At 71.1% G+C, this 24,975-nt stretch carries 24 protein-coding genes; 9 read left to right on the top strand and 15 right to left on the bottom strand.

The window, feature by feature from the left end; translation table 11 throughout:
* On the top strand, nt 1–362 hold a 362-nt coding region (locus tag AB0J16_RS20305; RefSeq protein WP_358541381.1), incomplete at its 5' end, for a universal stress protein.
* Nucleotides 363–556: 194 nt separating this feature from the next.
* Here AB0J16_RS20305 and AB0J16_RS20300 read toward each other — a convergent pair.
* The 9 genes from AB0J16_RS20300 to AB0J16_RS20260 all read right to left on the bottom strand — a co-directional run bounded on the left by AB0J16_RS20300 (nt 557) and on the right by AB0J16_RS20260 (nt 10,023).
* Nucleotides 557–3,124, bottom strand: coding sequence for a heavy metal translocating P-type ATPase (locus AB0J16_RS20300; RefSeq protein ID WP_358541378.1), 2,568 nt, complete (start codon nt 3,122–3,124; stop codon nt 557–559).
* Nucleotides 3,121–3,336, bottom strand: a complete 216-nt coding sequence (locus AB0J16_RS20295) for a DUF2933 domain-containing protein (RefSeq protein WP_358541375.1) — start codon at nt 3,334–3,336, stop codon at nt 3,121–3,123. The genes AB0J16_RS20300 and AB0J16_RS20295 overlap by 4 nt, the downstream gene beginning before the upstream one ends.
* 297 nt (nt 3,337–3,633) lie before the next feature.
* Nucleotides 3,634–4,590, bottom strand: coding sequence for a zinc-binding dehydrogenase (locus AB0J16_RS20290; protein ID WP_358541372.1), 957 nt, complete (start codon nt 4,588–4,590; stop codon nt 3,634–3,636).
* Complete coding sequence (locus AB0J16_RS20285; RefSeq protein ID WP_358541369.1) at nt 4,590–5,468, bottom strand: alpha/beta fold hydrolase; 879 nt, start codon at nt 5,466–5,468, stop codon at nt 4,590–4,592. The genes AB0J16_RS20290 and AB0J16_RS20285 overlap by 1 nt, the downstream gene beginning before the upstream one ends.
* Nucleotides 5,469–5,476: 8 nt before the next feature.
* The gene (locus AB0J16_RS20280; protein WP_358541367.1) at nt 5,477–5,611 is read right to left on the bottom strand and encodes a hypothetical protein; all 135 of its coding nucleotides are present in this window, start codon (nt 5,609–5,611) and stop codon (nt 5,477–5,479) included.
* Nucleotides 5,612–5,613: 2 nt separating this feature from the next.
* Nucleotides 5,614–6,471 carry an alpha/beta hydrolase gene (locus tag AB0J16_RS20275; RefSeq protein WP_358541364.1) on the bottom strand — a complete coding sequence of 286 codons (858 nt, stop codon included), beginning with the start codon at nt 6,469–6,471 and terminating at the stop codon, nt 5,614–5,616.
* A 14-nt stretch (nt 6,472–6,485) separates the two neighbouring features.
* Complete coding sequence (locus AB0J16_RS20270) at nt 6,486–7,796, bottom strand: hypothetical protein (protein WP_358541361.1); 1,311 nt, start codon at nt 7,794–7,796, stop codon at nt 6,486–6,488.
* Complete coding sequence (locus AB0J16_RS20265; RefSeq protein ID WP_358541358.1) at nt 7,793–8,737, bottom strand: hypothetical protein; 945 nt, start codon at nt 8,735–8,737, stop codon at nt 7,793–7,795. The genes AB0J16_RS20270 and AB0J16_RS20265 overlap by 4 nt, the downstream gene beginning before the upstream one ends.
* A complete protein-coding gene (locus tag AB0J16_RS20260) occupies nt 8,737–10,023 on the bottom strand; it encodes an aromatic ring-hydroxylating dioxygenase subunit alpha (protein WP_358541355.1) in 1,287 nt (428 codons plus the stop codon). Before AB0J16_RS20260 ends, AB0J16_RS20265 begins: the two co-directional genes overlap by 1 nt.
* Before the next feature lie 248 nt (nt 10,024–10,271).
* On the opposite strand from AB0J16_RS20260, the gene AB0J16_RS20255 reads away from it, so the two are divergent.
* Together AB0J16_RS20255 and AB0J16_RS20250 are read left to right on the top strand one after the other, a co-directional pair.
* A complete protein-coding gene (locus AB0J16_RS20255; RefSeq protein ID WP_358541352.1) occupies nt 10,272–11,243 on the top strand; it encodes an NAD(P)/FAD-dependent oxidoreductase in 972 nt (323 codons plus the stop codon).
* Between the two features lie 33 nt (nt 11,244–11,276).
* On the top strand, nt 11,277–11,618 hold the full coding sequence (locus AB0J16_RS20250; protein ID WP_357952134.1) for a ferredoxin family protein: 342 nt from the start codon (nt 11,277–11,279) through the stop codon (nt 11,616–11,618).
* 80 nt (nt 11,619–11,698) lie between these two features.
* On the opposite strand, the gene AB0J16_RS20245 is transcribed toward AB0J16_RS20250, so the two are convergent.
* The 4 genes from AB0J16_RS20245 to AB0J16_RS20230 all read right to left on the bottom strand — a co-directional run bounded on the left by AB0J16_RS20245 (nt 11,699) and on the right by AB0J16_RS20230 (nt 17,384).
* The gene (locus tag AB0J16_RS20245; RefSeq protein ID WP_358541349.1) at nt 11,699–12,481 is read right to left on the bottom strand and encodes an enoyl-CoA hydratase-related protein; all 783 of its coding nucleotides are present in this window, start codon (nt 12,479–12,481) and stop codon (nt 11,699–11,701) included.
* A 70-nt stretch (nt 12,482–12,551) separates the two neighbouring features.
* The gene (locus AB0J16_RS20240) at nt 12,552–14,903 is read right to left on the bottom strand and encodes a CoA transferase (RefSeq protein ID WP_358541346.1); all 2,352 of its coding nucleotides are present in this window, start codon (nt 14,901–14,903) and stop codon (nt 12,552–12,554) included.
* Nucleotides 14,904–15,105: 202 nt separating this feature from the next.
* Nucleotides 15,106–16,689 (bottom strand): AMP-binding protein, encoded by a 1,584-nt coding sequence (locus AB0J16_RS20235; RefSeq protein ID WP_358541343.1) that lies wholly within the window; start codon nt 16,687–16,689, stop codon nt 15,106–15,108.
* A gap of 140 nt (nt 16,690–16,829) precedes the next feature.
* Nucleotides 16,830–17,384: a helix-turn-helix domain-containing protein gene (locus AB0J16_RS20230; RefSeq protein ID WP_357952123.1), complete on the bottom strand. Its 555-nt coding sequence runs from the start codon at nt 17,382–17,384 to the stop codon at nt 16,830–16,832.
* A gap of 157 nt (nt 17,385–17,541) precedes the next feature.
* Here AB0J16_RS20230 and AB0J16_RS20225 point away from each other — a divergent pair, with 157 nt between their 5' ends.
* Nucleotides 17,542–18,291 carry a glucose 1-dehydrogenase gene (locus tag AB0J16_RS20225; RefSeq protein ID WP_358541340.1) on the top strand — a complete coding sequence of 250 codons (750 nt, stop codon included), beginning with the start codon at nt 17,542–17,544 and terminating at the stop codon, nt 18,289–18,291.
* Between the two features lie 64 nt (nt 18,292–18,355).
* Here AB0J16_RS20225 and AB0J16_RS20220 read toward each other — a convergent pair whose 3' ends face one another.
* Complete coding sequence (locus AB0J16_RS20220) at nt 18,356–19,033, bottom strand: GntR family transcriptional regulator (protein ID WP_358541337.1); 678 nt, start codon at nt 19,031–19,033, stop codon at nt 18,356–18,358.
* A gap of 85 nt (nt 19,034–19,118) precedes the next feature.
* Nucleotides 19,119–20,408: an aromatic acid/H+ symport family MFS transporter gene (locus AB0J16_RS20215; RefSeq protein ID WP_358541334.1), complete on the bottom strand. Its 1,290-nt coding sequence runs from the start codon at nt 20,406–20,408 to the stop codon at nt 19,119–19,121.
* A 149-nt stretch (nt 20,409–20,557) separates the two neighbouring features.
* On the opposite strand from AB0J16_RS20215, the gene AB0J16_RS20210 reads away from it, so the two are divergent.
* The 5 genes from AB0J16_RS20210 (at nt 20,558) to AB0J16_RS20190 (ending at nt 24,890) form a co-directional block, all read left to right on the top strand.
* Nucleotides 20,558–21,208, top strand: coding sequence for a GntR family transcriptional regulator (locus AB0J16_RS20210; protein ID WP_358541331.1), 651 nt, complete (start codon nt 20,558–20,560; stop codon nt 21,206–21,208).
* A 72-nt stretch (nt 21,209–21,280) separates the two neighbouring features.
* Nucleotides 21,281–22,069 (top strand): PIG-L deacetylase family protein, encoded by a 789-nt coding sequence (locus tag AB0J16_RS20205; RefSeq protein ID WP_358541328.1) that lies wholly within the window; start codon nt 21,281–21,283, stop codon nt 22,067–22,069.
* Nucleotides 22,066–22,776 (top strand): 4-carboxy-4-hydroxy-2-oxoadipate aldolase/oxaloacetate decarboxylase, encoded by a 711-nt coding sequence (locus tag AB0J16_RS20200; RefSeq protein ID WP_358541325.1) that lies wholly within the window; start codon nt 22,066–22,068, stop codon nt 22,774–22,776. Before AB0J16_RS20205 ends, AB0J16_RS20200 begins: the two co-directional genes overlap by 4 nt.
* Complete coding sequence (locus tag AB0J16_RS20195) at nt 22,773–23,927, top strand: 4-oxalomesaconate tautomerase (protein WP_358541322.1); 1,155 nt, start codon at nt 22,773–22,775, stop codon at nt 23,925–23,927. Before AB0J16_RS20200 ends, AB0J16_RS20195 begins: the two co-directional genes overlap by 4 nt.
* A 12-nt stretch (nt 23,928–23,939) precedes the next feature.
* Nucleotides 23,940–24,890, top strand: coding sequence for a catechol 2,3-dioxygenase (locus AB0J16_RS20190; RefSeq protein WP_358541319.1), 951 nt, complete (start codon nt 23,940–23,942; stop codon nt 24,888–24,890).
* Nucleotides 24,891–24,975 lie beyond the last annotated feature (85 nt).

Below are 24,975 nucleotides of genomic sequence, written 5' to 3'. Positions count from 1 at the left end.
CCGAACTACGCGCAAGCACCTTGCGGGCGGTATACGCCTGGGCGCTGCCGTTCGCCCTGGCCGCCGGCTTCTCCTGCGACTTCGAAGCGTTGCGTGAGGCCCACCAGCACGTCGCCGACGAACAACTCGCGTCGTGGCGGGAGAGACACCCGCAGGTCAACGTGATCGCGGACGTGCGGTGCGCCCACCCCGTCAACGCGCTCGCCACCGCCGGCGACCGGGCCGACCTGCTGGTCGTTGGCTCGCACGGCAGGAACGCGATCGAGTCGATCGTCCTCGGCTCGGTCAGCCGAGGCGTCTTGCACCACGCCCACTGCACGGTGACGGTGGTGCGCGCCAAGGACGCACCTACTCCGGCATGACATCCGGCTCTCTCACCACGCCAGGGAGGGCGGCAACAAGCCCAACAGCAGCGCCCCTCCCTCGGAATCGAACTCAACACCGACTTCCGCGCACTCGCCACAGCTCGCCTCCCGCCTACGGCACCGCGGCACCTGTTCGGAACCGAGGCGATGGGCGGCGGCGGGGCGCACCCGCGCGATCGGGCTTCCGGTTCTCATGCCCGGTGTTGCCGGTATCTCGGTTGGACCTGGAAGCGACCATCATCCCGCGAAACCGGCTCGGTGACAGCGGTGAACTCGGCTCCCGTTTCGACGGTGACGTGCTGATCGGGCGGGAGCGGCGGCGCCGGGGGCAACGCCGGCGGAGTCAAGCGGCGCAGCCGGTTGGCATTGCCCACCACTGACAGCGACGACAGTGCCATGGCGGCGGCAGCGAAGACCGGGCTGAGCCGAATACCGAGGAAGGGGTAGAGCACCCCCGCCGCGACCGGGATGCCGACCACGTTGTAGACGAACGCCAGGAACAGGTTCTGTCGGATGTTGCGCATCGTGGTCCGCGACAGCCGTACCGCGGTGACCACTCCGCCGAGCGCGCCGGAGATCAACGTGATGTCGGAGGCCTCGATCGCCACGTCGGTGCCGGTGCCGATGGCGAAGCCGACATCGGCCTGGGCCAGCGCGGGCGCGTCGTTGATGCCGTCGCCGACCATGCCGACCCTCGCCCCTTCTCCCTGCAGGCGGGCGATCTCGGCAGATTTGTGCGCGGGCAACACCTCGGCCAGCACTCGGGTGATGCCGACCTGGCGGGCGATGGCCTCGGCCGTCCGCCGGTTGTCCCCAGTGATCATCACCACCTGAAGTCCCAGCCGCTGCAGAGCCGCGACGGCCTGGCGGGAGTCGTCCTTGACGGTGTCGGCCACCGCGATCACCCCAGCGGGCTCGTCGTCCACGGCGACCATGATCGGGGTACGGCCCGCCCGGGCCAGGCGATCGGCCTCTTCCTCAAGCGCCGAGGTGTCGCCGAGCAGGCGCTTCCCGCCGACCAGCACACGACGCCCCTCGACGGTCGCCGCGATGCCCTGCCCGGTGACCGATTCGAACTCCGACGGCTCGGTGAGGATCAGGCCGCGCCCGGTCGCGCCCTCGACCACAGCCTGGCCCAGGGGGTGCTCGGAGGAACGTTCGGCACAGGCGGCCAGGCGTAGCACCTCATCGGCTGCCCAGTCACCGTACGGAACGACGTCCGTGAGCGCCGGCTTGCCACGTGTGATGGTGCCGGTCTTGTCCAGGACGATCGTGTCGAGCTTGCACGCGGTCTCCAGGGCTTCGGCGTCGCGGATCAGGATGCCGGACTGAGCCCCCTTGCCGGTGCCCACCATGATCGAAAGTGGGGTGGCCAGCCCAAGCGCGCACGGACAGGCGATGATCAGTACGGCTACCGCCGCCACCAATGCCAGCGACAACGCCGGAGCCGGTCCGGCGACGAACCACACGGCGAAAGTCACGATCGCGATAGCGATGACCACCGGGACGAAATAGCCGGACACCAGGTCGGCCAGCCGCTGGATCGGCGCACGGGAGGCTTGGGCAGCCTGGACGAGACGGATGATCTGAGCCAGCGCCGTCTCCGCGCCGACCTTCTCGGCCCTGAACGTGAACGATCCCGTCTGGTTCACCGTCGCGCCCACCACGTCATCGCCCGGGCCCTTGTCCACCGGGATCGACTCGCCGGTCACCATCGACTCATCCAGCGTCGAGCGCCCCTTCACGACGACCCCGTCGACCGGAACCTTCTCGCCCGGCCGTACGACCACCACATCGCCCGGCACGACGTCCGCGATGGGAATCTCGATCTCCGCGCCGTCGCGCTGAACCCGGGCAGTCCTGGCCTGCAGACCGATCAGCTTGCGGATCGCCTCGCCGGTGCCCGCCTTGGCCCGCACCTCCAGCAAACGGCCGAGCAGGATCAGCGTCAGGATGACCCCGACGGCCTCGTAATAGACGTCACGGACCCCCTCCGGTAGCGAGCCGGGCGCGACCGTGACCAACAGGCTGTAGCAGAAGGCGGCACTCGTACCCAGCGTGATCAGGCTGTTCATGTCCGCCGAGCGGTGCCGTAGAGCGAGCCAGCCCACGCGGTGGATCGGCCAGCCTGTATAGAACATCACTGGCGCGATCAGCGCGAGCTGCACCCAGCGGTTGAGCAGGAACTCCGGGATCCATCCCGCGCCGAAGAGCTCATGCGCCATGACGACGAACGCCACAGGCAGGGTCAGCACAGCCCCGACCAGGACCCGACGCGACAGGTCGGCGATCTCGGCACGCCGCTCCGTCGCCTCGACATCCTGTGACGGCAGTTCAGTCGACAAAGGTGCGGTACTCGCGGCGACATCGTGACCGCCGCCGGAGCCCGGTTCGACGATCAGGCGGCCGTGCACCATGTTCATCCCGCAGGCGAAGCCGTACTCCCCCGCATCGCCGGGCCGCAACTCCACTGTGGTCTTGGCGAAGGCAGGCAGCGCCCGGCTGACGCCGAAATCGGCGAACACAACCCTGGAGGTGCAGTCCCCGCTCTCTCTCCGGTTGAAGGTCAGCCGCACGGGGGTGCCCTGCCGTACCCGGATGATGTCCGGCGAGAAGCCGCCCCGCACGACGATCTCGATCTCCTGCACTCCGTCACGCAGCTCGGCCAGGCTGCTCTTCCTCGGCCCGAAGAAGTACCAGCCGAGGAAACCCAGCAAGGCCAGGGAGACGCCGATCACGACCCAGTCGGTGGCGGTCACGACCGCCCTGCCTTCTTGTGGTCCTCGCCCTGACGGTCATGCTGCGTGTCGCCGTCGTGGCCGCTCATGGATCGCATCATCATCAGCATCATGAGCGGGCAGCCCAGCAGGGCGACCACGAACAGGACCGTACTCGCCGGGGCGCCGGCCCAGACGGCCACGATCACGGCCACGGCGGCGACAGCCGCCAGGATCAGGTGCTGTTTCGTCATGATGACCTCCGCAGGTTGTCGTATGCATGCCGTTGGCGAATCGACCCGGTGTCCGTCATCACGAACACGAGGGGCACGAGGATGCCGAGAACGACGAGGGCGGGATCAACGAAATACCAGAGCACGTCGGTTTCCCTCCGTCCTTCTCTACTATGCTCTCGCTAGCATGCGACGGAGGCTTGGCCTGTGCTACAGCAGAACGTCCTGATGATAGGGGTCGAAAGTCCCACTAACGGAGTGCTACCGGCCGTAGTAGATGACCCTGAGACGACCTCCTCCCTGTCTGTACGGAGTGCGCTAAGCCCCCGCGCCGAACTCCACCACGGCACGGCCGCGCAACCTGCCCTCGCGCAGCAGTTCCAGAGCCTTCGCGATCTCGGACAGGTCGAACCGCTCGACCTCCACGCTGAGCTCCCCCGCTGCCAGGCGCTCGATCAGCGCCGGGGCCACCTCGCGAGCGCGCCGCTCATGCCGGACCATGTTCACCGGAAGCAGCGCCACGTCGTCGAGCAGCCAGGACGGCAGATCGACGGTGACGGAGGCCCCCAGTACGTAGCCGATCACGACGGCCCGGCCGCCGGGACGGACCCAGCGCGAGCGCTCGACCAGTGCGCTCCCACCGAGCGTGTCGACCAGCAGGGACGCCGAGCGCGCCGCCGCCAGCTCCGCGACCGCCTCGGCGTCGTCGGTGACCACCCCGCGGATCCCCTCGGGCACCTGGCCGAGCTGGTCGGCCCGGCCGACCACCCCGGTCACCGTGGCTCCGGCCAGCCGGGCCTGCTGGGCCACCATGGCGCCGACCGCGCCGGCCGCGCCGGTCACGATGACCTCCTCGCCCGGCTCCAGGCGGGCGACGTCGTTCAGGGCGACGTACGCCGTGGTGGTCGGTACGAAGAACGACGCCGCGACCTCCGGGGGCAGCGGCGACGCCAGCGGGGTGACGGCCTTGGGAGAGACGCTGAGGCGTTCGCGCCAGCAGCCGTCGCGCAGCAGGCCGAGCGCGCCACCGCGAAGGAGCACCTGCGTGCCCGGAGCCAGGGTGTCGGACTCCAGGACCACGCCGGCGGCCTCGACGCCGCCCACGTACGGAAGCGGGGGCTTCATACCGAAAGACCCGCCGGCGACGGTCAGGTCCAGATGCCCCAGCGCCGCCGCCCGTACCTCGACCAGCACCTCTCCGGGCTTGCGTACGGGCTCGGACAGCTCCTCCACGACCGGCGCGGCGCCCCACTCGTGGAAGCGGGCCGCGCGCATCAGCCGCGTCCCTTGCCGGAGAAGCCCGCCGCCGAGCTCTTGGCCAGGAAGGCCAGGCTGAGCGGGTTGTAGCGGGCGGCCTGCTCGTGCTGCGGCCAGTGGCCGCACTCCTCGAACAGCTCCAGCTCCGAGCCCGCGATGGCCTCGTGCATGGCGGTGGCCTCCGGCACGTCGCCGAACGGGTTCTTGCGGCCCCAGACGATCAGCGTGGGCTGGGTGATCTTGGCCAGGTCGTCGCGGCGAAGGATGTTGCGCAGGCGGGTGTCCATGTCCTGCAGGCATAGCAGATTGTCGAGGTTGTCGACGAACTCGGGCTCGTGGTAGATGGCGTGGCGCACCTCCACCAGCTCTTCGGTGGCGTCGGCCGGGTCGGCCATCAGCAGCCGCAGCCGCTTGCGGGTCAGCTCCACGTCATCGCTGACCACGGCCTCGCGGGTGCTCGTCCGGATCCGCTTCATGACCTCGGGGTTGGCCACGGTCCCGCCCGCGCAGAGCAGCTGCAGGCTGGCCACGCGGTCGGGGTGGTCGATCGCGGTACGCCCGCCGACCCAGCCGCCCAGCGACTCCCCCACGATGTGGGCGCGCTCGATGCCGACCGCGTCGAAGTAGGCCAGCAGGTGGTCGACATAGCGCGGGATCTCATAGGCGTAGTCGGGCTTGCCCGTGTAGCCGTGGCCCAGCATGTCGATGGCGTGACACTCGTAGTCCGCCGCGTGCGCGGGCAGGTTGCGGGTGAACGCCTCAAGGTGGCCGCTGGTCCCGTGCAGGAACACCACGGGCTCGCCCGACCCGGCCCGGAGGCTGCGGGTCCGCACTCCTGCGGCGTCCACGTACGAGACGCTCAGGCTCAGGGGGCTCAGTTCGGTCCAGATACTCATCGTCACCTTCAGCGGTCGAGAGCGGGCTTGTCTTGGTTGATGCGGTGCACCTGGGTGTTGCTGCGGGCCGCGAGCAGGCGGCCCAGGATCGCGGCCAGCGCGACGACCGGCACGGCGATCAGCAGCTTCTTCGATCTGGACATGCTCATCTCCATGGGTCCTTGAGGGAGTTCAGGAACCCGGTGACCACCGCGTGGTAGGCGCCCGGTCGTTCCTCCTGCAGGTGGTGCGAGGCGTGGTCCATGATGTGCAGGTTCCCGCGTGGCACCATGCGGGCGAGCATGAGCGGATAGTCGGGCGTGAGGAAGGCGTCCTGCATGCCCCAGATGAACAGCGCGGGCGCCTGGATCTGGCCCAGTTCGGCGGTGAGGTCCTGCCATTCGCCACGGGGCGAGTCCGACATGGCGGCCAGCTCCCGCTCACCGGGGTCCAGGCTCTGCTCGTAGCGCAGGTCCAGGGTGGTCTCGGGCAACTTGTCGCCGTCGTACCACTCCAGCCGGGTGATGAGGTCGCGCATCTTCTGCCGCGTCGGCCCCTCGCCGCCGTAATAGGCGTCCCGGGCGGCGCGACCCCGGCGGCCGTTCTCGGGCAGCGGCGCGAGCGGGCCGTAGAACACCGGCATGCTGCCGGTGATGACCAGGGAACGCACCCTTTCGGGGTAGCGGGCGGCCAGGCACAGCGCGATGGTGCCGCCCCAGGAGTTGCAGACGAAGTCGGCCTGCTCCACGCCCAGCGTGTCCATGAGCGCGACGGTCTTGGCCGCGTGGAAGTCCCACATCGGGCCGGTGATGAGGCACTTCTCCGACTTGCCGTACTGCAGGATGTCGACGATCAGGCAGCGGCGGTCGGCGGCGAACAGTGGCGCCACCGGGCCGAAGTCGCTCCACCCGGTGCAGCCGGGGCCGCCACCGTGCAGGAAGATCGTGTCCGCCCCCGAGCCCAGGTCGAGGTAGTGGTATTTGACGCCGTCGGCGTCGGCGTACGAACCGGCGGGGGGTTCCATATCGCCTCCTTTAGTCATTTGGTCTCGTCGATCTCGGCCCGGGTCCGCGTGGTGGTGTCGACGGCCACCCGTAGGAGCAGCTCGCACAGGCGGCGCATGGCTCTGACGTCGACGGTGTTCATCCCTCGGGCGAAATCGACGTCGAAGTCGGTGGAGGCGACCTTCGGCATGCCCACCCGGGCGGTCGGGATACCCCGCGCGCGCAGGATGTTGGCGTCGGTCGCGCCGCTGTTGCCGTCGATGGGCTCGTGCGGGCGCCCGGCCACGCTCTCCCAAGCGCGAACGGCACTGCGAATGACCCAGTCCTCCGGCGGCGTACGCGTCCCGGGGATGGCCAGCACCATCTCGACCGTCAGCTCCACGCCCAGCTCGGCCGACAGCCCGCGGACGTACTCCGCGAGCTCCCGCTTGGCCGCCGGCGGCGTCGTGCCGGGCGCGATCCGCAGGTCGAGGCGGATGCGGCAGGCCGCGGGCGTGACCGCCGGCATGCGCTCCCAGCCGCCGGCGATCGAGCCGATGATCCCCTGAGGCGCGGCCGTCGCGGTGCGGTGCCGCTCGGGATAGGCCGCCAGCCACCCTTCCAGGCGCGTCACCACCTTGGCGGCGGTCACGATCGGATTGTGGTACGGCAGGCGGTGCCGGCTGCCGGCGTAGGTGTGGATCCCCGGTACGACGATCTCGAACCAGCACAGACCGACCTCTTCGTGCGCGACGAAGTCGCCCGGTTTGGCGATCACGGCGTAGTCGGGCTGCCAGCCGCGTTCGAGCAGGAAGGAGCAGCCGGCGCCCTGCCCGGTGTTCAGGCGGCCGGTGCCGTCGATGGCGTTGGTCGGCATGCCGCCCGCCCCGAAGGCGACCAGCAGGTCTCCGGCGGTCCGCACGCCCACCGAGGCCAGGGCCTCGCCCACCATGAGGACGCACGCCGCGTGGCCCTTGGGGTTGCTCGCGCCGAGGCCGGTGACGTAGGGGCCGTCGCACTGTGCCTCGGCCCGCATGTCGGGGCGCAGCCCGGGGCCGATCCACGGTACGTCCTCGTCCGGGTCGCCGGTGGTCAGGGTGTCGATCGGGGCGTACAGCATGAGGTCGGCGCCCGTACCGTCGCCCCTCAACCGGCCGATCGCGTTGGCCTGGCCGTCGTCGATGCGCTGCAGGTGCGACTCCAGGCCCGCGGCGGCGAGCCGTTCGGCCAGCCGCCGGGCCAGCGGCTCCTCCCCTCCGGTGGGGCTGGCGATGGAGGTGACCTCCACCGCGGTCTTGCGCAGCCTGGCCTCGGTGATCGTGGCGAGGGCCTGGGCCACTATCCGCTCGCGCTCGTCCTCGTTCATATCGATCGGGTGGGCTCGATGATGGCCACCCCCATGCCGGTCAGCCATTCCGGCATCGGCGCGTAGGTCAGCGTCCGGCCGGGTGCGAAGCCCAGCGCCGCCGCCATGGTCAACCAGGTACGCAGCTCCTGGCCACCGTTGCCGGCCACCGCCTCGATCTCCGCCGTTGACAGATTCGCGTAGCGCGCCAGCTCGCCCTTCTCCAGCGCGGCGAGGAACTCCTCGTCGAACTCGGGGAAGATGGTCGGCCGGGCGGCGGTGATGATCTGCCGCCTGCGCGCGTCGTACCGCTGCCAGTCGCCCCTGCCCTCGCGCCAGGCCTCGACCAGGAACTCCTCGTCCTCTCCTTCGGGGTCCTGCCAGCGGCTCGGCCACGGGAGCCGGTGCGACAGGCCGCCCGAGGCGATGACGGCGACCCGCAGCTCGTCCGGCAGCGCCGCCACCGCTGCGGCGATGTTGCGCCCCAGCTCGACGCAGCGCCGCATGAGCGGCAGCGGAGTGGCGAACACGTTGACCACCAGCGGGATCACCGGCACGTCGAGGTCACGCAGGAGGTACTGGATCGCGTGGCTCTGGCCGTGGTCGATCTGCAGCTTCGCCGAGATCGCCACCTCGGTACCCGCCGCCACCAGGGATTCGGCGACGGCCTGGGCGACGGCGGGGTTGGTGCGCTGGGGTCCGGACGGCGTCCCTGCCTCTCCGGAGGAGACGACCTGGTCCACCCCGAGGGTGAAGGCGGGGATCAGGTCCAGCCAGAAGCCCCGGAAGTGGTTCGAGCCGATGATGATCGCCACGTCGGGGCGGGCTGCGGCGAGGGCGTCGCGGGCCGTGCCGAGCGCGTCGCGGAAGCGTTCGGCGTCGTCTTTGTGCTCGACCTGGTCCCAGTGCGTGTTCATGAGCGTGGAGTGGGACGCGCCCACGCCCAGGACGATCCTGGCCATCAGCCGGCCTGCTTCGGCGGCCGGACGTCCTGTTTCGAAGACTGGGCGCCCTGCTTCGGAGGCTGGGGGTCGTCGACGGCGAGCCCGGAGGCGCGCAGCCGTTCGATGCGCTCCTCCGTGACGTCCTCGGCGAGCTTGCGCCACTGCAGGAGCGAGTCGTCGGGACGATAGAGCCGTTCCGGCGGCGCGTCGGTCACCTCGACCATCCATTTGTCCTGGCCGGAGAACTGGCCGTGGAAGAGCCAGCGGACGGCGCCGAGATACTTGGCGTAGAAGGGCAGCGTCTTGACGCCCTTCTCGAAGTTGGCCATCGCGCCGACATAGAGATGGTTGTCGGCGTCGACCGGCACGTAGAACTCGTAGTGAATGAAGGTCGGGTAGACGATGCGCAGCACGCCCGGCATGCTCACCGAGGCGAAGCCGGGGAAGTCCTCCGCGGCGATGGCCGGGTTCACCTTGCGGTGGCTGCCCGTGTTGCCGATGTTGGCGACCTGCTTCGGCGGCTTGAGCTTGAACCACGCCTGGTTGTTCCACCGGCCGAGGCCCGGGAAGTCGGCGTCCCAGTGCTGGGCCTCCTGCACCCGGTAGATCCAGCGGCCGCGGCGTTCGATCCGCGTCTCGTTCCACACCGGCATGGCCTTGAACAGCCGCCACAACGCGGTGCGGTGCAGGTACTTCGCGTGCCCCTCGTCATAGCCGTTCTCGCAGGCGAAGCGCCAGTTCCCCTCGCGCGCCTGGATGCGCGCGCCGATCACGGCGGGGTTGTCACGCAGCTCCTCGGGGAGCTGGTCGTCGATGGGCGGCGCGTCCTCGCCGTCCCCCACGAAGATCCACACCATGCCGAGGCGTTCCTCGACCTCGTAGGTGGGCTGGGTCACCTTCCCGCAGATCGGCGACTGCGGTCCGTCGGTGATCGCCGCCTTCAGATCGCCGGTCTCCAGGTCGAAGGTCCAGCCGTGGTACGCGCACGAGATCGTGCCGGGGAACTGCTGGTTGCCGTAGCTCAGCGGCACGCCCCGGTGCGGGCACCGGTCCTTGAGCGCGTACGCCTTGCCGCCGTCACGGATGACGACGATGCGCTCGCCGAGCAGAGTGATCGCCTTGGGCTTTCCCGTGATGTGCGAGGAGAACGCCACCGGATACCAGTAGCCGCGAAACCCGCTGTCGGCACCCTGGTAGTGGGGCCAGCTCGACCAGTCCTGGCGTCCGGGCAGCTTGCCCCGTCGTGACGGCCGGCGTCTGGCGACACCCCCGCTCGCAGCCGGCGCACCCGCCTCTGCACTCATTCTCGCCTCCGCTTCCCATGGCTTGTCGGGTGGCCGGTAGAGGCGCTCAGACGCGCCGCTCGACCACGACAGGCAGTTCACCACCGGCGCGGCCGGGCGGCCCAGCGGATCATCCCGCCCAGCGGACCGTGTCCCACTGAGCGAGCCGCGTTCCGGTCAGCGGTCCGCGACCTGCGAGGTCCCGTCGCCGGGGTGTGTAGCTTCCGTGGCTTGACAGGCGACTACCGGAGGACCCAGGTGGAATCAGCATGATCCAGACCGACATCGTGATCATCGGAGCGGGGCCGACCGGCCTCTACGGGGCCTACTGCGCGGGCTTCCGCGGCTTGCGGTCCGTGGTCGTGGACGCGTTGCCTCAGGTCGGCGGGCAGATTTCGGCGCTGTACCCGGAGAAGGAAGTACGGGACGTGGCCGGCATCCCCGGCATACTCGGGCGCTCGCTGGTGGACGCGCTGACGGCCCAGGCGGCGGCCTACGACCCGGTCTACCTGCTGGGCAGGCAGGCCGTCGAGCTGCGCCGCGACGAGAGCGGGCGACCCGTGGTGGTCCTGTCCGACGGCACGGCCGTACACGCGCAGGCCGTCATCCTCACCTCGGGCATCGGGACGTTCACCCCGCGTCCGCTGCCGGCCGGCGAGGAATGGCTCGGCCGGGGGCTGACGTACTTCGTGCCGGACCCGTCGGAACACGCCGGTCGCGATGTCGTCGTCGTGGGCGGCGGGGACAGCGCGGTCGACTGGTCGCTCGCCCTCGCGCCCCTGGCCAGGTCGGTCACCCTGGTGCATCGCCGGGCCGCGTTCCGCGCGCACGCCGCGGGCGTCGAGGCCGCCCGGGTCGCGGGGGTACGCATCGTGACCGACAGCCAGGTGGTCTCCCTGTCCGGCGGCGAGCGGGTCGAGAAGGCGCACCTGCGTACGCGGGGCGAGGGGGACCGGGCACTGCCCGCGGACTCCGTCATCGCGGCCCTCGGATTCATCAGCGACCTCGGCCCGCTCGCGGACTGGGACCTGGAACTGCGCGGCAGATCCGTCCTGGTGGACCAGCGCATGCGAACGAACCTGCCCCGCGTGTACGCGGCCGGCGACCTCACCGAGCACGCGGGCAAGGTCCGCCTGATGTCGGTGGGCTTCGGCGAGGTGGCCACCGCGGTGAACAACGCCGCCGTCGAGCTCGACCCCGCACTGGGCCTCTTCCCCGGCCACTCCACGGACGCCGCCTGACCCCGTACCTCACCCAGAAGACAGGAGAGATCCATGAGCTATGTCATCGGCCCGGCCTGCATCGACGTCAACGATCGCGCGTGCGTGGACGTATGCCCCGTCGACTGCATCTACGTCGGCGACCGCAAGAGCTACATCAACGCCGCCGAGTGCATCGACTGCGGGGCCTGCGAGCCGGAGTGCCCGGTTGAGGCGATCTTCGTCGACCGTACGGCGCGCGGCGACGAGACGCGCACGCTCTTCCTTCAGGACGCCAAGGACTTCTTCACCGAGGTGCTGGCCGGCCGCGACGAGCCGCTCGGCAACCCGGGAGGCGCCCGCAAGGTCGGCGACCTCAACACCGACACCGCGCTGGTGACCGGCTACGACGGCTGAAAACCGCGGATGTCCGGAGTGAGCACTCCGGACATCCGCGGTCGTCAGCATCCGGCGTCAGCTCGGATGCTCCGCGATCGTCAGCGTCCGGTGAACCGGGGCGGGCGCTTGTCCAGGAACGCCTGGAGTCCTTCCGCGGCGTCGTCGGTGTGGATCAGCTCCATGACCGCCTCGCGCTCCACTTCGAGCGCCTCTTCGATCGGCAGGCCGTACCCGGCGTCCACGACGTGCTTGAGCAGGCCGATCGTCCCGGTCGGCTTGGCCGCCAGGCTCTCGGCGTGCTCGGCCACCACCCGGTCGAAGTCCTGGTCGTCGGCCACCACGTCGACCAGCCCCAGGCCGAGCGCTTCGCCCGCAGACAGGCGCTTACCGTCGATCATCAGCCGCTTGGCCCGGTGCGGACCGAGCAGGCGCGGCAGGCGCTGGCTGCCGCCCGCCCCCGGGAACAGCGCCAGGTTCATCTCGGGGAAGCCGATCGTCGCCGAGGCCGCCAAGATGCGCAGATCACAGGCGAGGGACAGCTCGGCGCCGCCGCCCAGGGCGTGACCGTTCATCGCCGCGATCACCGGCTTGGGCGCCAGTTCGAGCAGGCGCTGCACCTCGATCCAGCGGCGCATCTTCACGTGGTTGGCCGTCGAGAGGTCCCGCATCACGGCGATGTCCGCCCCCGCCACGAAGAAGCGGCCGGTGCCGCGGATGACGAGGCAGCGGACCGTGACGTCCTTGGCCAGCTCGGGGATGATCTCCAAGAACTCCTCGATCATCGCGGGGTCGACGGCGTTGGCGGGCGGCCGGTCGATGACGATGGTGGCCGTCCCTCCGTCGCGCCGTACGTCCAGGACCGGCCGGTTCGGCTGGCTCATCGAGACTCCTGAGTGTCGAGACCCCGGGCTTCAGCCGCGGGGAGAAGGTCGTGGGTCAAGGGGGCGGGTGTCATTCCAGGACGCCGGCGTCGCGTAGCCGGGCGAGCTCTTCCTCGTCCATGCCGAGCAGCTCCTTCAGCACCGCGTCGGTGTGCTCGCCCAGCAGTGGCGCCGGTGCCGTGAGCGCTCCGGGAGTGTCGGACATGCGGATCACGATGCCCTCATGCCGGACCGGACCCGCGATCGGGTGATCCAGCACCGGGTAGAAGCCGCGCGCGGCCAGGTGCTCGTCGGCCTCCACCAGGTCCCGCCCGGTGGCGACGACGGCGGCGGCTATGCCCAGCCCCTGCAGCTCGGCCGCCAGTGACGCGCCGTCGTGTCGCGAGCACCAGACCGCCAGGGCGTCGTCGATCTCGTCCTCGCGCCCGCGCCGCTCCTCCAGCCCGGCAGACGCCAGCGCGGCCAGTTCCGGCGCTCCGGTGTGCTCGGCGAGGCGCCGCCATTCCTCGTCCCCGCGTACGGCCAGCGCGAGCCAGCGATCGTCTCCGCTGGTCGGGTAGACACCGTGCGGCACCATCCGCGGATGCCGATTGGGCCGCACCACGGCACGCGGGTCCCTGGACTCGGCTTCGGTGCGCGAGTCCCCGAGCTCGGCTTCGAGTACGGCCGGTCCCATCGACGCGGCCATCGCCTCCAGCTGGGAGAGATCCACATGACCCGCCCGACCGGCCGCGATCATGTCGAGCACGGCCAGGACGGCCGAGTTGGCGGCCACCATGTCCCCCAGCCCGAACGTCAGCCCCTGCGGGCCTTCCCCGGGATCGGCGGTCTCGCTGGTGAGCCCGGACATGGCGGCGAGCGTGTCGGCGAAGGTCACCGCGTCCCGCCACGGCCCGCTCTGCCCGACCCCGGCCATCGATACCAGGATGACGCCGGGGTTCAGCTCCGCCATCTGGTCGTAGGACAGCCCCCACTTGGCGAGCACGCCGGGGCTGAAGTTCTCGATGACCACGTCGCACTCGGCGACGAGCCGCCGCAGCACCTCGCGGCCCGGCTCGGTACGCAGGTTGAGCGCGACGCCGCGCTTGCCCCGATTGAAGTTGATGAAGTAGCCGCTGTCGTCGAACCCAGCGTCGGGGCGCAGCCTCATCGACGGGGCGAAACGCGTGGGATCCTGCCGGTGCCGAGATTCGATCTTGATGATGTCCGCGCCGTGCTCCGCCAGCGTCTTGGTCGCGTACGGGCCGGCGAGCACCCAGGTCAGGTCCAGAACACGGACCCCCGCCAGCGGGCGCCCGGTGCCTGTCGCCGCCCGGCGGCCTCGGGGGTGCGCGGTCCGCCAGGGGGCCTCGACGGGGGCGGGAAGCGGCTCGGTGAGGCGTACCGGGCGCGGTGGCTCCACGGCGGGGAAGGGGAACCCCACGTCCGTGACACCGTCCGCCGGTAGGCCCTCGCCCAGGATGCGGGCGAAGAAGCCGCGCGCGACCAGCTGGGGGTTGGCGGGCAGGCGCGCGGCCGTGGCGACCTCCGCCCACGGCAGCGCCCGCGCGCGTCCTTCCTCGGCCACCGACGCGGCGGAGCGTTTCGCCACGAACCTGGCCACGATCTCGTCCACGTGCTCACGGCCCCGCCAGCGGAAGACGGGATCGGACCACTTCTCCTCGGTCAGGTCCGCCGCCTCGCCCGACTCCGCCATCCAGGCGAGCAGATCCGTCCACATGCGGTCACTGCCGGAGTATCCGCCCGCGACATGACCATCCGCGGCACGGAAGACGCGGTGCGCCACGTGCTCGTACACCCCACCGTTGCGGGAGGGGTACCGGCCGGCGTGGATCCAGGAGATGGCGGCCGTCTCCAGCGTGGCGGCCACCGCCTCCTGCACGGAGACGTCGATGAGCTGCCCCCGCCCGGTACGGTCGCGGGCGATGACACCGAGCAGCGCCGCGATGGCCGCGTGCGCGCCCGCGAGCTGGGTGGCCTGCTCGCGGGGCGGCGGCTTGGGCTGCCCGCCGGGCTGCCCGCCCAGCCAGCCCATGCCACCGGCGGCCGCGGCCACGAGATCGTCGGCTCGCCAGGCGCTTCGAGGGCCGCTCGTACCGAACGGCGTGACCACGACATGGACGGCCCGCGGCCAGCGCGACGACACCGCGCCGGATCCCGCGCGCACGCCCGCGAGCTCTTCGAGCGGGCCGCTCTCGATCACCACGTCCGCCTGCTCCACGAGCCCGTCGAGCACCTCGGCGCTCTCGGGTACGCCCACGACCCGCTTGCCCGCGTGCCAGTGCAGGGTCTCCGCGCGCGACAGCGCCGCGGCGGCCGGACGTTCGACGCGTACGACGTCGGCCCCGAGCCCCACCAGCAGCCTCGCCCCGTTGAAGGCCAGCTCGTCGGTGAGGTCCAGAACCCGCAACCTGTCCGGCACACCCGCTCCTCTCAGCGGCACGTATTGACGGCTCGAACGTAGAGCGCGGAATCGCCGGGACGCGACCATCCCGGTCTGTCCAGCGGTCCGGCCGACCATGCGGTCTGTCCAGCGGTCCGCGCGATCAGGCGACCCCGCGCCGACATCCGACACGTCCAGCGGTCCCCGCGTCGGCGTTCCACCCGTCCGGCAGTACGCCCGGTCAGGCGATCTCCGCGCCGGAGTCCCACGCGTCCGGCGGCACTCCGTCGCCGCGCAGCTCACCCTTGACGACCTTCGTGGCGGCGTTGCGCGGCAGGTCGTCGAGTACGCGCACGTATCGCGGGACGGCGTGGCGCGGGAGCCGGTCGAGGCACCAGGCGTACACCTCCGGCGCGCGGACGACGGCTCCGGGCGCGGCGCTCACCGCCACCAGCACCTCCTCCTCGGTCAACTCGGAGGGCACACCCACCGCGGCCACGTCGAGGACGCCCGGCATCGCGGCCACCACCTGCTCCACGTCCCAGGTCGCGATGTTCTCGCCGCGCCGCCTGATGACGTCGGCGCGGCGGCCGGCGAAATAGAGGAAGCCGTCGTCATCGAGCCGGCCACGGTCCCCGGTCGTGAACCAGCCGTCGCGCAGGACCTTCCCGGTGGCGGCGTCGTCGCCGGCGTAACCGCTGAAGATGATCGACCCCGTTCTGGGCCGCGCGGTGATCTGCCCGACCTGTCCCGCCGGAAGCGGCCGGCCGTCCTCGTCCCTGATCACCACCTCGTACTCCGGGACGGGCCGGCCGGCTGAGCCCGGCCGCCGGACACTGGCCGTGCTCACCGCCACGTCGGCGAGTTCGGTGCACGCGTACGCCTCCAGCAGCGGCACGCCGAACCGGTCCTGGAAACGCCTCGTCAGGGCTTCCGGCGCCGGCCCCCCATAGGCGCGGCGCACTTGGTGCAGACGGTCGGACTCGGTGGCCGGAGCCCGTTCGAGGATGGCCGCAACGGCGCCCATGAAGTTGAACGCCGTGACCCCCTCCCGTCGGCAGATGTCCCAGAACCGGGAGGCGGAGAAGCGCGAGTGGGCCACCAGCGTGGCACCGGAGATCAACGCGGGCAGCAACCCCGCGTGCCTGACGTTGATGTGGTTCCAGGGGAACACGTTGAACAGCACGTCCCCCTCCTCGTACCCCATGGCCCAGGCCACCCGCCGGGCCTGCCGGACGCCGGCGAAATGCGGCAGCAGCGCACCCTTGGCCCGGCCGGTGGTGCCCGAGGTCGCCATGACGGCGGCCGGATCCGCCGGTCCCGGACGCCACTCCGGCAGGCGGCGCGGATCGGCGAGCAGGTCGCCCATGTCCACCGACCCCGCCAGCTCGGCCCGCGCCCGCTCGGTCACGAGCACCACGCGCTCCATCTCCGCGGCCAGGGCGACGAGATCGGGATTGTCACGTACGGCGTCCGTCCCGGCGATGAGCACGCGCGCCCCCGTGGCCCCGGTGAGGTGCCGAGCCGCGGGAAGCCGGACGTCCAGCGCCAGCGGCACCTCGACGGCACCGAGCCTGGCCAGGGCGAACATCACCTCGACCAACCGCGGACCAGGACGCAGGCAGGTGACGACCCGATCGCCAGGGGACACCAGACCCGCGAGCCCGCGCGCGACTGCGGTGGCCCGCGCCCGGCACTCCTCGACGCGGAGCGACGTGCCATCCTCGAACCGCACGAGCTCCGCCTCCGGCGCGACGGCCGCGCGACGCTCCAGCACGTCGAGCATCGTCTCGGGCGAGGCCGTGACATCATCCGCGTTTTCCATGGTCCCCCTCACGATCGGCACTATGTGAGGATGTCCCATGCCTCATCCCGGGGACGACAGCGGGTGGAGGTTTCAGGGGCGGGCCTCTTATAGTCATCAGTTGAGGTCGTGGATTTCCGGCGGACCTAAAGAGCGGGCGGTCAGGCGTCCAGCCCCTTGCGTAACAACGCCCACGCCCGTGCGGCGGCGACTCGCCGGGCAGGTGCCGGCCGCTGGACGAGGGCCGCCGCGAGCATGCCGACGGCCATGACCAGGTCCTCAGGGGTGAGGTCCGGACGGATCCGCCCAGCGCGCTGAGCTTCGGCGAGCTTGTCCGTCAGCAGGTCCGCCACGCGGTCGCGCACCGCGATGAGGCGGGGGTCCGCGGGGGGCACGCGCACCATGTCGATGAACGCGGTCGAGGCGATGGCCTGCTCGGTGATCAGGGCCAGTACGTCGTCGAGCGTGGCGCCCGGTTCGGCGGCCAGCGCCTCCAGCGCGGTCACCCCCTCCTCGAACACGGCGAGCGCGAGGCTGACGCGATCGGGGAAGTGCCGGTAGAGGCTGCCTTGGCCGACGCCGGCCGTGCGGGCGACCATGCTGAGCGGCGCGTCGTAGCCCGCGGTGGCGAACACGTCGCGGGCCGCCGCGATCAGCGCCGCGCGGTTCCCGGCCGCGGCGCCGGGTCCTCTGTTCATCCGGCGTACGTCAGGCATGGCAGCAACGATAGCAACCGGACATCAGGGTCCGATTGCTCGACTCCCGTGCATCCGACCCTCTCGACACACGTCAGGCCCAACGGTTACGTTGTCACCGGACACGATTGTCCGGTTATGGCCTGCCACCGCTTGCCTTATCGAAAGGACCTTCTCTTTGAGCACCTTTGACAACAAGGTCGCCCTGGTCACCGGAGCGGGCTCCGGGATCGGCCGGGCCATGGCGGTCGCCTTCGCCAAGGCCGGCGCCCGCGTCGTGGCCTGCGACATCGACTCCGGCAGCGCCGAGCGGACCGCCGCCGACCTCGGTGACGCGGCGATCGGCGTGGCGGCCGACATCTCCGACGAGGCCTCGGTGACCGCGCTGGTCGAGACCGCGATCAGCGCGTACGGGCACATCGACGTGCTGTGCAACAACGCCGGGATCATGGACACCATGGCGTTGCCCGCCGACATCCCGCTCTCACTGTGGGAGCGGGTGCTGCGCGTCAACCTGACCGGCACGTTCCTGGTCACGCACGCGGTGCTGCCGTACATGCTGAGCCAGAACAGCGGCGCGATCGTCAACACCGCTTCCGAGGCCGGCATCCGCGGCGGCACGGCCGGGGCCGCCTACACCGCCTCCAAGCATGGCGTGGTCGGCCTGACCAAGAGCGTGGCCTGGGCGTACGCCAAGAGCGGCATCCGCTGCAACGCCATCCTGCCCGGTCCCACCATGACCGGCATCGCCACGAACACCACCTTCGACCCGGCCGGCGCCGCCCGCCTCGCCCCCGTGCTCGCCCTCGGCGAGAACATGGCCCAGCCGGAGCAGATGGCCGACACCGCCCTCTTCCTCGCCTCCGACGCGGCCTCGTTCATCAACGGCGCGATCGTCCCGGTGGACGGCGGCTGGTCGGCCGGCTGAGCGAGCGCCGGTCAGGACGTCTTCGGGTCCCGGCTGGCGAGGGGCAGCCAGGTCGGCGTGCGGGTCAGAAGGCGGGTTGTGGGCGCGGGCGCTCGCTCAGCGTCGTGCGAATCCGGCTGCAGGAGCCGTCGAGATGGGCGGTGAGCGCGGCCAGCGCGGCGTCGACGTCGCCCGAGCGGACGACGTCCCTCAGGACGACGTGATCGTCGGCGACGCCGGCCAGGTCCCGGTCGGTGTTGGTGATCTCCATCACCGCCGCGAACAGCGGCCGGTGCAGCGCCCAGGTGGCGGCAAGCCAGCGGTTGCCGCCGAGCGTGTAGAACCCGCTGTGGAAGTCGAGGTCGGCGGCGGCGAACTTGGCGGGATCGGCGGGATCGGCCGCGATCCGCATCTGGTCGAGAGCCTCGTCGATCTGCCCCCAGTCGGCGGTCTCCAGGCGGACGATCGTCTCCTGGATGGCCAGGCTCTCCAGGGCACCGCGCAGCGAGTAAAGCTCCAGGAGGTCCTTGTCGGACAGCCCACGGACGAAGACGCCCCGCTTGCGCGTCTCGACCAGCCCTTCGATCTCCAACTGGCGCAGCGCGTCGCGGACCGGCCCGCGGCTCACCCCGAAGCGCTCCGCGATCCTGCCTTCGACCAGATGCGTGCCCACACCCAGCTCGCCGCGCACGATGAGCGAGCGGAGCTGGACGAGCAGCTGATCTCCGAGCGGGGGATTGCGCAACGGATTGATGATCGTCACCGGCTCTCCTCCCATGTTGTCCACCCGGACGGAGACTATCGTTGCTTGCCGTAGACGGTAAATGTTACCCGTTAACGGTTAACTATTACCGGCCGCTCAGCGTGATCATGATCGCGCCGAAGACCGCGGTGACGGCGAACACGGTGAACCCCCAGCTCTGCGCGTGGTTGGCCAGCAGGACACCGCCGAGCCAGGGTCCGAAGACCGCGCCGAAGCGGCCCATCCCGGCGGTCCAGCCCAGGGCCGTGGCCCGGCTCTCCGTGGGGAAGCGTCCGGCGACCGCCGCGTACACCATCGTCTGGGCGCTGAACAGCCATACGCCGGTGAGGAAGACGACGACGTACGTGAGCGGCAGCGGCATGCGGACGCCCAGCAGGAAGGTGCCGACGGCGGTGAGCGCGAACCAGAGAGCGGAGACGCGGGTGGCACCGAAGCGGTCGGCGATCCGGCCCGCGACGAGCATGCCCACGATGCCGCCGAGGTTGATGACGAGCAGGAAGCCGAGCGCGGAGCCCAGTTCGTAGCCGTTGGCCCGCATCATGGTCGGCAGCCAGGTGTTCACGCCGTAGACCAGCAGCAGGCCGCCGAAGGAGGCGAGCCAGAACAGCAGGGTCGGCAGCCACAGGGAGTTCTGGAACAGGCCGCGCAGGGCGGCCCACCGGTCGGCGGGGGTGGCCGAGGCGTCGCCGCTCGCGGGGAACTCGGCCAGGTCGACGCCGTGCCGGCGGGCCAGCGCCTCAGCTTCGTCGCGGCGCCCGCGGGCCACCAGGAAGCCCAGCGACTCGGGGAGGAAGCGCGCCACGAGCGGCACCGCGAGGACCAGCGGTACGACTCCCACCCAGTACAACGAGCGCCAGCCGAAGGGGGCCACCAGCCACAGGCTCAGCGCGGAGGCCAGGATGCCGCCCGCGTGGTGGGCGGTCATGAGCAGGCCGATCATGAGGTTGCCGCGGCCACGCGGGGCGTACTCGACGACCATCGCGATCGCGATCGGCAGCAGGCCGCCGAGGCCGAGTCCGGCCAGGAGACGGCCGAAGCCGAACACCCCGAGCGACGGCGCGACGGCGCAGACGCCCGACGCGATCGAGAACAGCGCGCAGCATCCGGCGATGACCTTCTTGCGGCCCGCCCAGTCGGTGACGGTGCCCGCCGCGAGCGCGCCGACGAGCATCCCGAAGGTGGCGTAGCTGCCGATCTCGCCGCCCTTCGCGGGGGTCAGTCCCAGGGTGGGGTCGTCGAGCATCTTGGGCAGTACGGCGCCGTACATGAACATGTCGAGCCCGTCGAAGAGCACGACCATCCAGCACAAACCGATCACCAGGGCGACGAGCCTGGTGGGCCGCCCCGAGGCGACGGCCGGTGGTGTTGAGGACATCTGGTTCCTCTCGGAGGTTCCCGGGGGGGGTAGGAGTGCCGCCGACCGTAACTCGCGACAATCCTGTTGGCAATATGGCTAACAAGATTGTTGACAATTTTGTCGCCCTAGATTTAGCCTCATCAAGCACTCACAGAGAAGGGCGAGCGATGCCGTACGAAGACGGCCCGATCAGCGGCGAACAGGCGAAACTGCGCGCTCTGGCGGCGTTGCGCGAGGCCATCACGCGGGGGGACATGGCGCCCGCCCAGCGCCTGGTCGAGCACGAGCTCGCGGAGCGGTTCGGCGTGACCCGAGGCGGCATCCGGGCCGCGCTGATCGACCTGACCGCCGAGGGGCTGGTCGAGCGCATCCCCAACCGGGGTGCCCGGGTCCGGGTGGTCACCCTCGATGAGGCGGTCGCCATCACCGAGTGCCGGATGGTCCTGGAGGGGCTGTGCGCGGCCAAGGCGGCGGCGCAGGCCACCGACGAGCAGCTGGCCGAGCTCGCGGCCATGGGCGAGGCGATGGCCAAGGCGGTCGCCGACGGCGAGCCGCTGACGTACTCGGCGCTCAACCACGAGCTGCACACCTACATCCGCGACATCTCCGGGCAGCAGGTGGCGGTCGAGTTGCTGGAACGGCTCAACGCCCAGCTGGTCCGGCATCGCTTCCAGCTGGCCCTGCGTCCCGGCCGGCCGCAGAAGTCCCTCAACGAGCACCTGGCGCTGATCGAGGCGATCCGCGCCCACGACCCGGCGGCGGCCCAGGATGCCGCGCACGCCCACCTGGCCAGCGTCATCGCGGCCCTGCGCGAATAGCGCCGTCCGGCAGCGCGAAGCCGGCCGGGCCGGCAGGGCCCGCGGCCGACCCCTACCCCGAGGAGAGCGATCATGACCGACGACGCGAGCCCGGCGGCCGCGGCGCAGTCCACGCCGGCAGCGCAGTCCACGCTGACGGCGCAGTCCATGCTGGTGGTCAGCGCGCATGCCGGCGACTTCGTCTGGCGGGCGGGCGGGGCGATCGCCCTGGCCGCCGCGCGGGGCGAGAAGGTGACCATCGTGTGCCTGTCCTTCGGCGAACGCGGTGAGTCCGCGAAAGCCTGGCGCGAGGGCAGATCCCTCGAAGAGATCAAGCGGCTGCGGCGAGCCGAGGCCGAGCAGGCCGCCGCGACCCTGGGGGCGGACATCCGGTTCCTGGACGCCGGTGACTACCCGCTGCGGGAGGCGCCCGAGCTCACGGACGAGCTCGTACGCCTCTACCGGGAGGTGACGCCGACCGTGGTGCTCACGCACCCGCTGGAGGATCCGTACAACGGCGACCACCCCACGGCGGCCCGGATGGCGCTGCAGGCCCGGATCCTGGCGCAGGCGATCGGCTATCCGGGGCCGGGTGAGCCGCTCGGCGCGCCGCCGGTGTTCTTCTTCGAGCCCCACCAGCCGGAGATGTGCGGTTTCACCCCGCAGGTGCTGCTCGACATCACCGAGGTCTTCGAGACCAAGCGCAAGGCGATGGAGTGCCTTCCCGCCCAGCGGCATCTGTGGGACTACTACACCGACCTGGCCACGCGCCGGGGTGTGCAGCTCAAGCGCAACGCCGGTCCGAATCTGGGACTGCCCCACACCACGTACGGCGAGGCGTACATGCGCCCCTTCCCCCAGGTGACGGGGGTCCTGGCATGACCGGTGTGATCGTCACCGACCCGCCCAGGGCCGACGCCGCCGACGTGGCCGCGCTGGCGCGCTTCGGCGTGGCCACCGTGCACGAGGCCCTGGGCCGTACGGGGAGCCTCGGTCCCGGGCTGCGGCCCATCCAGCAGGGCGTACGCGTCGGCGGCACGGCGGTCACCGTCCTGTGCTGGCCCGGCGACAACCTCATGATCCACGCGGCGGTCGAGCAGTGCCGCGAGGGCGACCTGCTGGTGGTCACGACGACCTCGCCGTCCACCGACGGGCTGTTCGGGGAGCTGTTCGCCACGGCGCTGCGGCGGCGCGGCGTGCGCGGGCTGGTGATCGACGCTGGTGTACGGGACACCGCGGAGCTGCGCGCGATGGGGTTCCCGGTCTGGTCGGCGGCCGTCTGCGCGCAGGGCACGGTCAAGGCCAGCGCGGGGTCGGTTAACGTGCCCGTGGTGGTCGGCGGCCAGGTGATCAGGCCCGGCGACGCGATACTCGCCGACGACGACGGGGTGCTGCGCGTCCCCCGTGACCTCGTCGCCACGGCTGTGAAGGCGGCGGCGGCGCGGACGGCGAAGGAGGAGGCCACGCGGGCGGCCTTCGCCGAGGGCGAGCTCGGCCTCGACCGGTACGGCCTGCGCGAGACGCTGTCCCGGCTGGGCGTGCGCTACGTGACGGCCGAGGAGTACGGACGCGAGGAGACGGCCACATGACCTCTGGCGGCCTGCGGTGCGCGCTGATGCGCGGCGGCACCTCCAAGGGCGCCTATTTCCTCGCCGAGGACCTGCCCGCGGACCGGGCGGCCCGCGACGACCTGCTGCTGCGCGTCATGGGCAGCCCCGACCCGCGCCAGATCGACGGCCTGGGCGGCGCGCACCCGCTGACCAGCAAGGTGGCCGTCGTCTCCCGCTCCGGCGACGACGCCGCCGACGTCGACTACCTCTTCCTGCAGACGGGTGTCGAGACCGCCGAGGTATCCGACCGGCAGAACTGCGGCAACCTCCTCGCCGGGGTGGGCCCGTTCGCCGTCGAGCGCGGGCTGGTCCCGGCCGGCGACGGCGAGACCACCGTGCGGATCCGGATGCTCAACACCGGGGAGCTGGCCGCGGCGACCTTCCCGACTCCGGGCCGGGTGGTGAGCTACGAGGGTTCGACGGAGATCTCCGGTGTGCCGGGCACCGCCGCCGCCATCGTGATCGAGTTCACCGGCAGAACCGGCGACCGGCCGCTGCTGCCGACCGGCCGCGCCCGCGACGAGGTGGCCGGCGTCGAGGTGACATGCGTGGACAACGGCATGCCGGTGGTCCTCGCGCGGGCGGCCGACCTCGGCATCACGGGATACGAGAGCCCGGCCGCACTGGAGGGCGACGCCGCGCTCGCCGCCCGGCTACGCGAGATACGCCTCGCGGCGGGGAAGCTGATGGGCCTCGGCGACGTACGCGACACGACCGTGCCCAAACTGACCCTGCTCGCGCCGCCCCGCGACGGCGGCGCCGTCTGCACCCGGACGTTCATCCCGGTCCGCTGCCACACCGCCATCGGCGTGCTCGGCGCCGCGAGCGTCGCCGCCGGGCTGCTGCTCGCCGACGGCATCGGCCACGACCTGGCCGTACTCGCCGGTACCGGAGATCGGCTGAGCGCCGAGCATCCGCTCGCCGGTACCGGAGATCGGTTGAGCGCCAAGCATCCGCTCGCCGGTGCCGGGGACCGGGTGCGCATCGAGCATCCGACGGGGTTCCTCGACGTCGAGACCGTCGTCGAGCAGGGGCCGTCCGGCTCCCCCTACGCGGTACGCACGGCCGTCGTCCGCACCGCCCGCAAAATCTTCGACGGCACGGTCCACCCACGCCCGTCCGACTCCTAGAGAGGCTCTGCTATGGCCCCGCCGCTGGGGGACATCGCCCATCTCGGCCATGTCCGGCTCCTCACCCCCGACCCCGACCGCAGCCTGTGGTTCTTCACCCAGATGCTCGGCATGACCGAGAGCGGCCGTTCCGGCGACTCCGTCCACCTGCGTACCTGGGACGACTACGAGCACCACAGCCTGACGCTCACCGCCCACTCCACCTCCGGCATCAGCCGTACAGCGCTGCGGACCTCAAGCGAGGAGGCGCTGAACGCGCGGGTCAAGGCTCTGGAGAACGCCGGCCTGACCGGCGCGTGGATGGAGGACGAGCCCGGGATCGGCCCCCTGTACGTCACCCACGACCCCGACGGGCACGAGATCGCCCTCTACTGGGAGAGCGAGTGGTATCAGGCGCCCCCCGAGCTACGCCCAGGGCTCAAGAACCAGCCGCAGGCCAAGCCCGGCCAGGGTGTCGGCGTACGGCGGCTCGACCACGTCAACTTCCTCGCCGCCGACGTCGCCCCCAACGCCGACTTCACCCACCGGCTGCTCGGGGCCAGGCCCACCGAGCAGATCGTGCTCAACAGCGGCAGGCTCAGCGCGCAGTGGCTGACCTTCACCAACAAGTCGTACGACCTGGTCTACACCGAGGACCGGTCGGGCTCGCATGGGCGCCTGCACCACGTCGCGTTCGCCACTGACAGCCGCGAGGACATCCTGCGCGCCGCCGACCTGTGCCTCGACAACGGCGTCCACATCGAGACGGGACCGCACAAGCACGCGATCCAGCAGACGTTCTTCCTGTACGTCTACGAGCCCGGCGGCAACCGGATCGAGCTGTGCAACCCGCTCACCCGCCTGGTGCTGGCCCCGGACTGGCCGCTGATCACCTGGACGGAGGAGGAACGGGCCAAGGGACAGGCCTGGGGGCTGAAGACCATCGACTCCTTCCACACGCACGGCACCCCACCCCTCGCCTGAGGCCCTCCTGACGCTTCGTCGAAGGGCTTGACGTCGGAGCCCGCCAGGCCTGGCGTCTGTAGCTGCCGGGCTCACGCCCTATGCG

Source organism: Nonomuraea sp. NPDC049750 (assembly GCF_040659625.1).
Lineage (GTDB): Bacteria > Actinomycetota > Actinomycetes > Streptosporangiales > Streptosporangiaceae > Nonomuraea.
The sequence above is the reverse complement of the archived record's forward strand: the minus strand, read 5'-3'. Positions and strand labels throughout refer to the sequence as shown.

Coding starts and splice junctions, on each gene's coding strand:
- AB0J16_RS20285 (WP_358541369.1), bottom strand. CDS start 5,468: ATGAGTATCTGGACCGAACTGAGCCCCCTGAGCCTGAGCGTCTCGTAC.
- AB0J16_RS20275 (WP_358541364.1), bottom strand. CDS start 6,471: ATGGAACCCCCCGCCGGTTCGTACGCCGACGCCGACGGCGTCAAATAC.
- AB0J16_RS20190 (WP_358541319.1), top strand. CDS start 23,940: ATGGCCCCGCCGCTGGGGGACATCGCCCATCTCGGCCATGTCCGGCTC.
- AB0J16_RS20205 (WP_358541328.1), top strand. CDS start 21,281: ATGACCGACGACGCGAGCCCGGCGGCCGCGGCGCAGTCCACGCCGGCA.
- AB0J16_RS20245 (WP_358541349.1), bottom strand. CDS start 12,481: ATGAGCCAGCCGAACCGGCCGGTCCTGGACGTACGGCGCGACGGAGGG.
- AB0J16_RS20260 (WP_358541355.1), bottom strand. CDS start 10,023: ATGAGTGCAGAGGCGGGTGCGCCGGCTGCGAGCGGGGGTGTCGCCAGA.
- AB0J16_RS20215 (WP_358541334.1), bottom strand. CDS start 20,408: ATGTCCTCAACACCACCGGCCGTCGCCTCGGGGCGGCCCACCAGGCTC.
- AB0J16_RS20280 (WP_358541367.1), bottom strand. CDS start 5,611: ATGTCCAGATCGAAGAAGCTGCTGATCGCCGTGCCGGTCGTCGCGCTG.
- AB0J16_RS20290 (WP_358541372.1), bottom strand. CDS start 4,590: ATGCGCGCGGCCCGCTTCCACGAGTGGGGCGCCGCGCCGGTCGTGGAG.
- AB0J16_RS20270 (WP_358541361.1), bottom strand. CDS start 7,796: ATGAACGAGGACGAGCGCGAGCGGATAGTGGCCCAGGCCCTCGCCACG.
- AB0J16_RS20210 (WP_358541331.1), top strand. CDS start 20,558: ATGCCGTACGAAGACGGCCCGATCAGCGGCGAACAGGCGAAACTGCGC.
- AB0J16_RS20255 (WP_358541352.1), top strand. CDS start 10,272: ATGATCCAGACCGACATCGTGATCATCGGAGCGGGGCCGACCGGCCTC.
- AB0J16_RS20200 (WP_358541325.1), top strand. CDS start 22,066: ATGACCGGTGTGATCGTCACCGACCCGCCCAGGGCCGACGCCGCCGAC.
- AB0J16_RS20265 (WP_358541358.1), bottom strand. CDS start 8,737: ATGGCCAGGATCGTCCTGGGCGTGGGCGCGTCCCACTCCACGCTCATG.
- AB0J16_RS20250 (WP_357952134.1), top strand. CDS start 11,277: ATGAGCTATGTCATCGGCCCGGCCTGCATCGACGTCAACGATCGCGCG.
- AB0J16_RS20235 (WP_358541343.1), bottom strand. CDS start 16,689: ATGGAAAACGCGGATGATGTCACGGCCTCGCCCGAGACGATGCTCGAC.
- AB0J16_RS20295 (WP_358541375.1), bottom strand. CDS start 3,336: ATGACGAAACAGCACCTGATCCTGGCGGCTGTCGCCGCCGTGGCCGTG.
- AB0J16_RS20195 (WP_358541322.1), top strand. CDS start 22,773: ATGACCTCTGGCGGCCTGCGGTGCGCGCTGATGCGCGGCGGCACCTCC.
- AB0J16_RS20230 (WP_357952123.1), bottom strand. CDS start 17,384: ATGCCTGACGTACGCCGGATGAACAGAGGACCCGGCGCCGCGGCCGGG.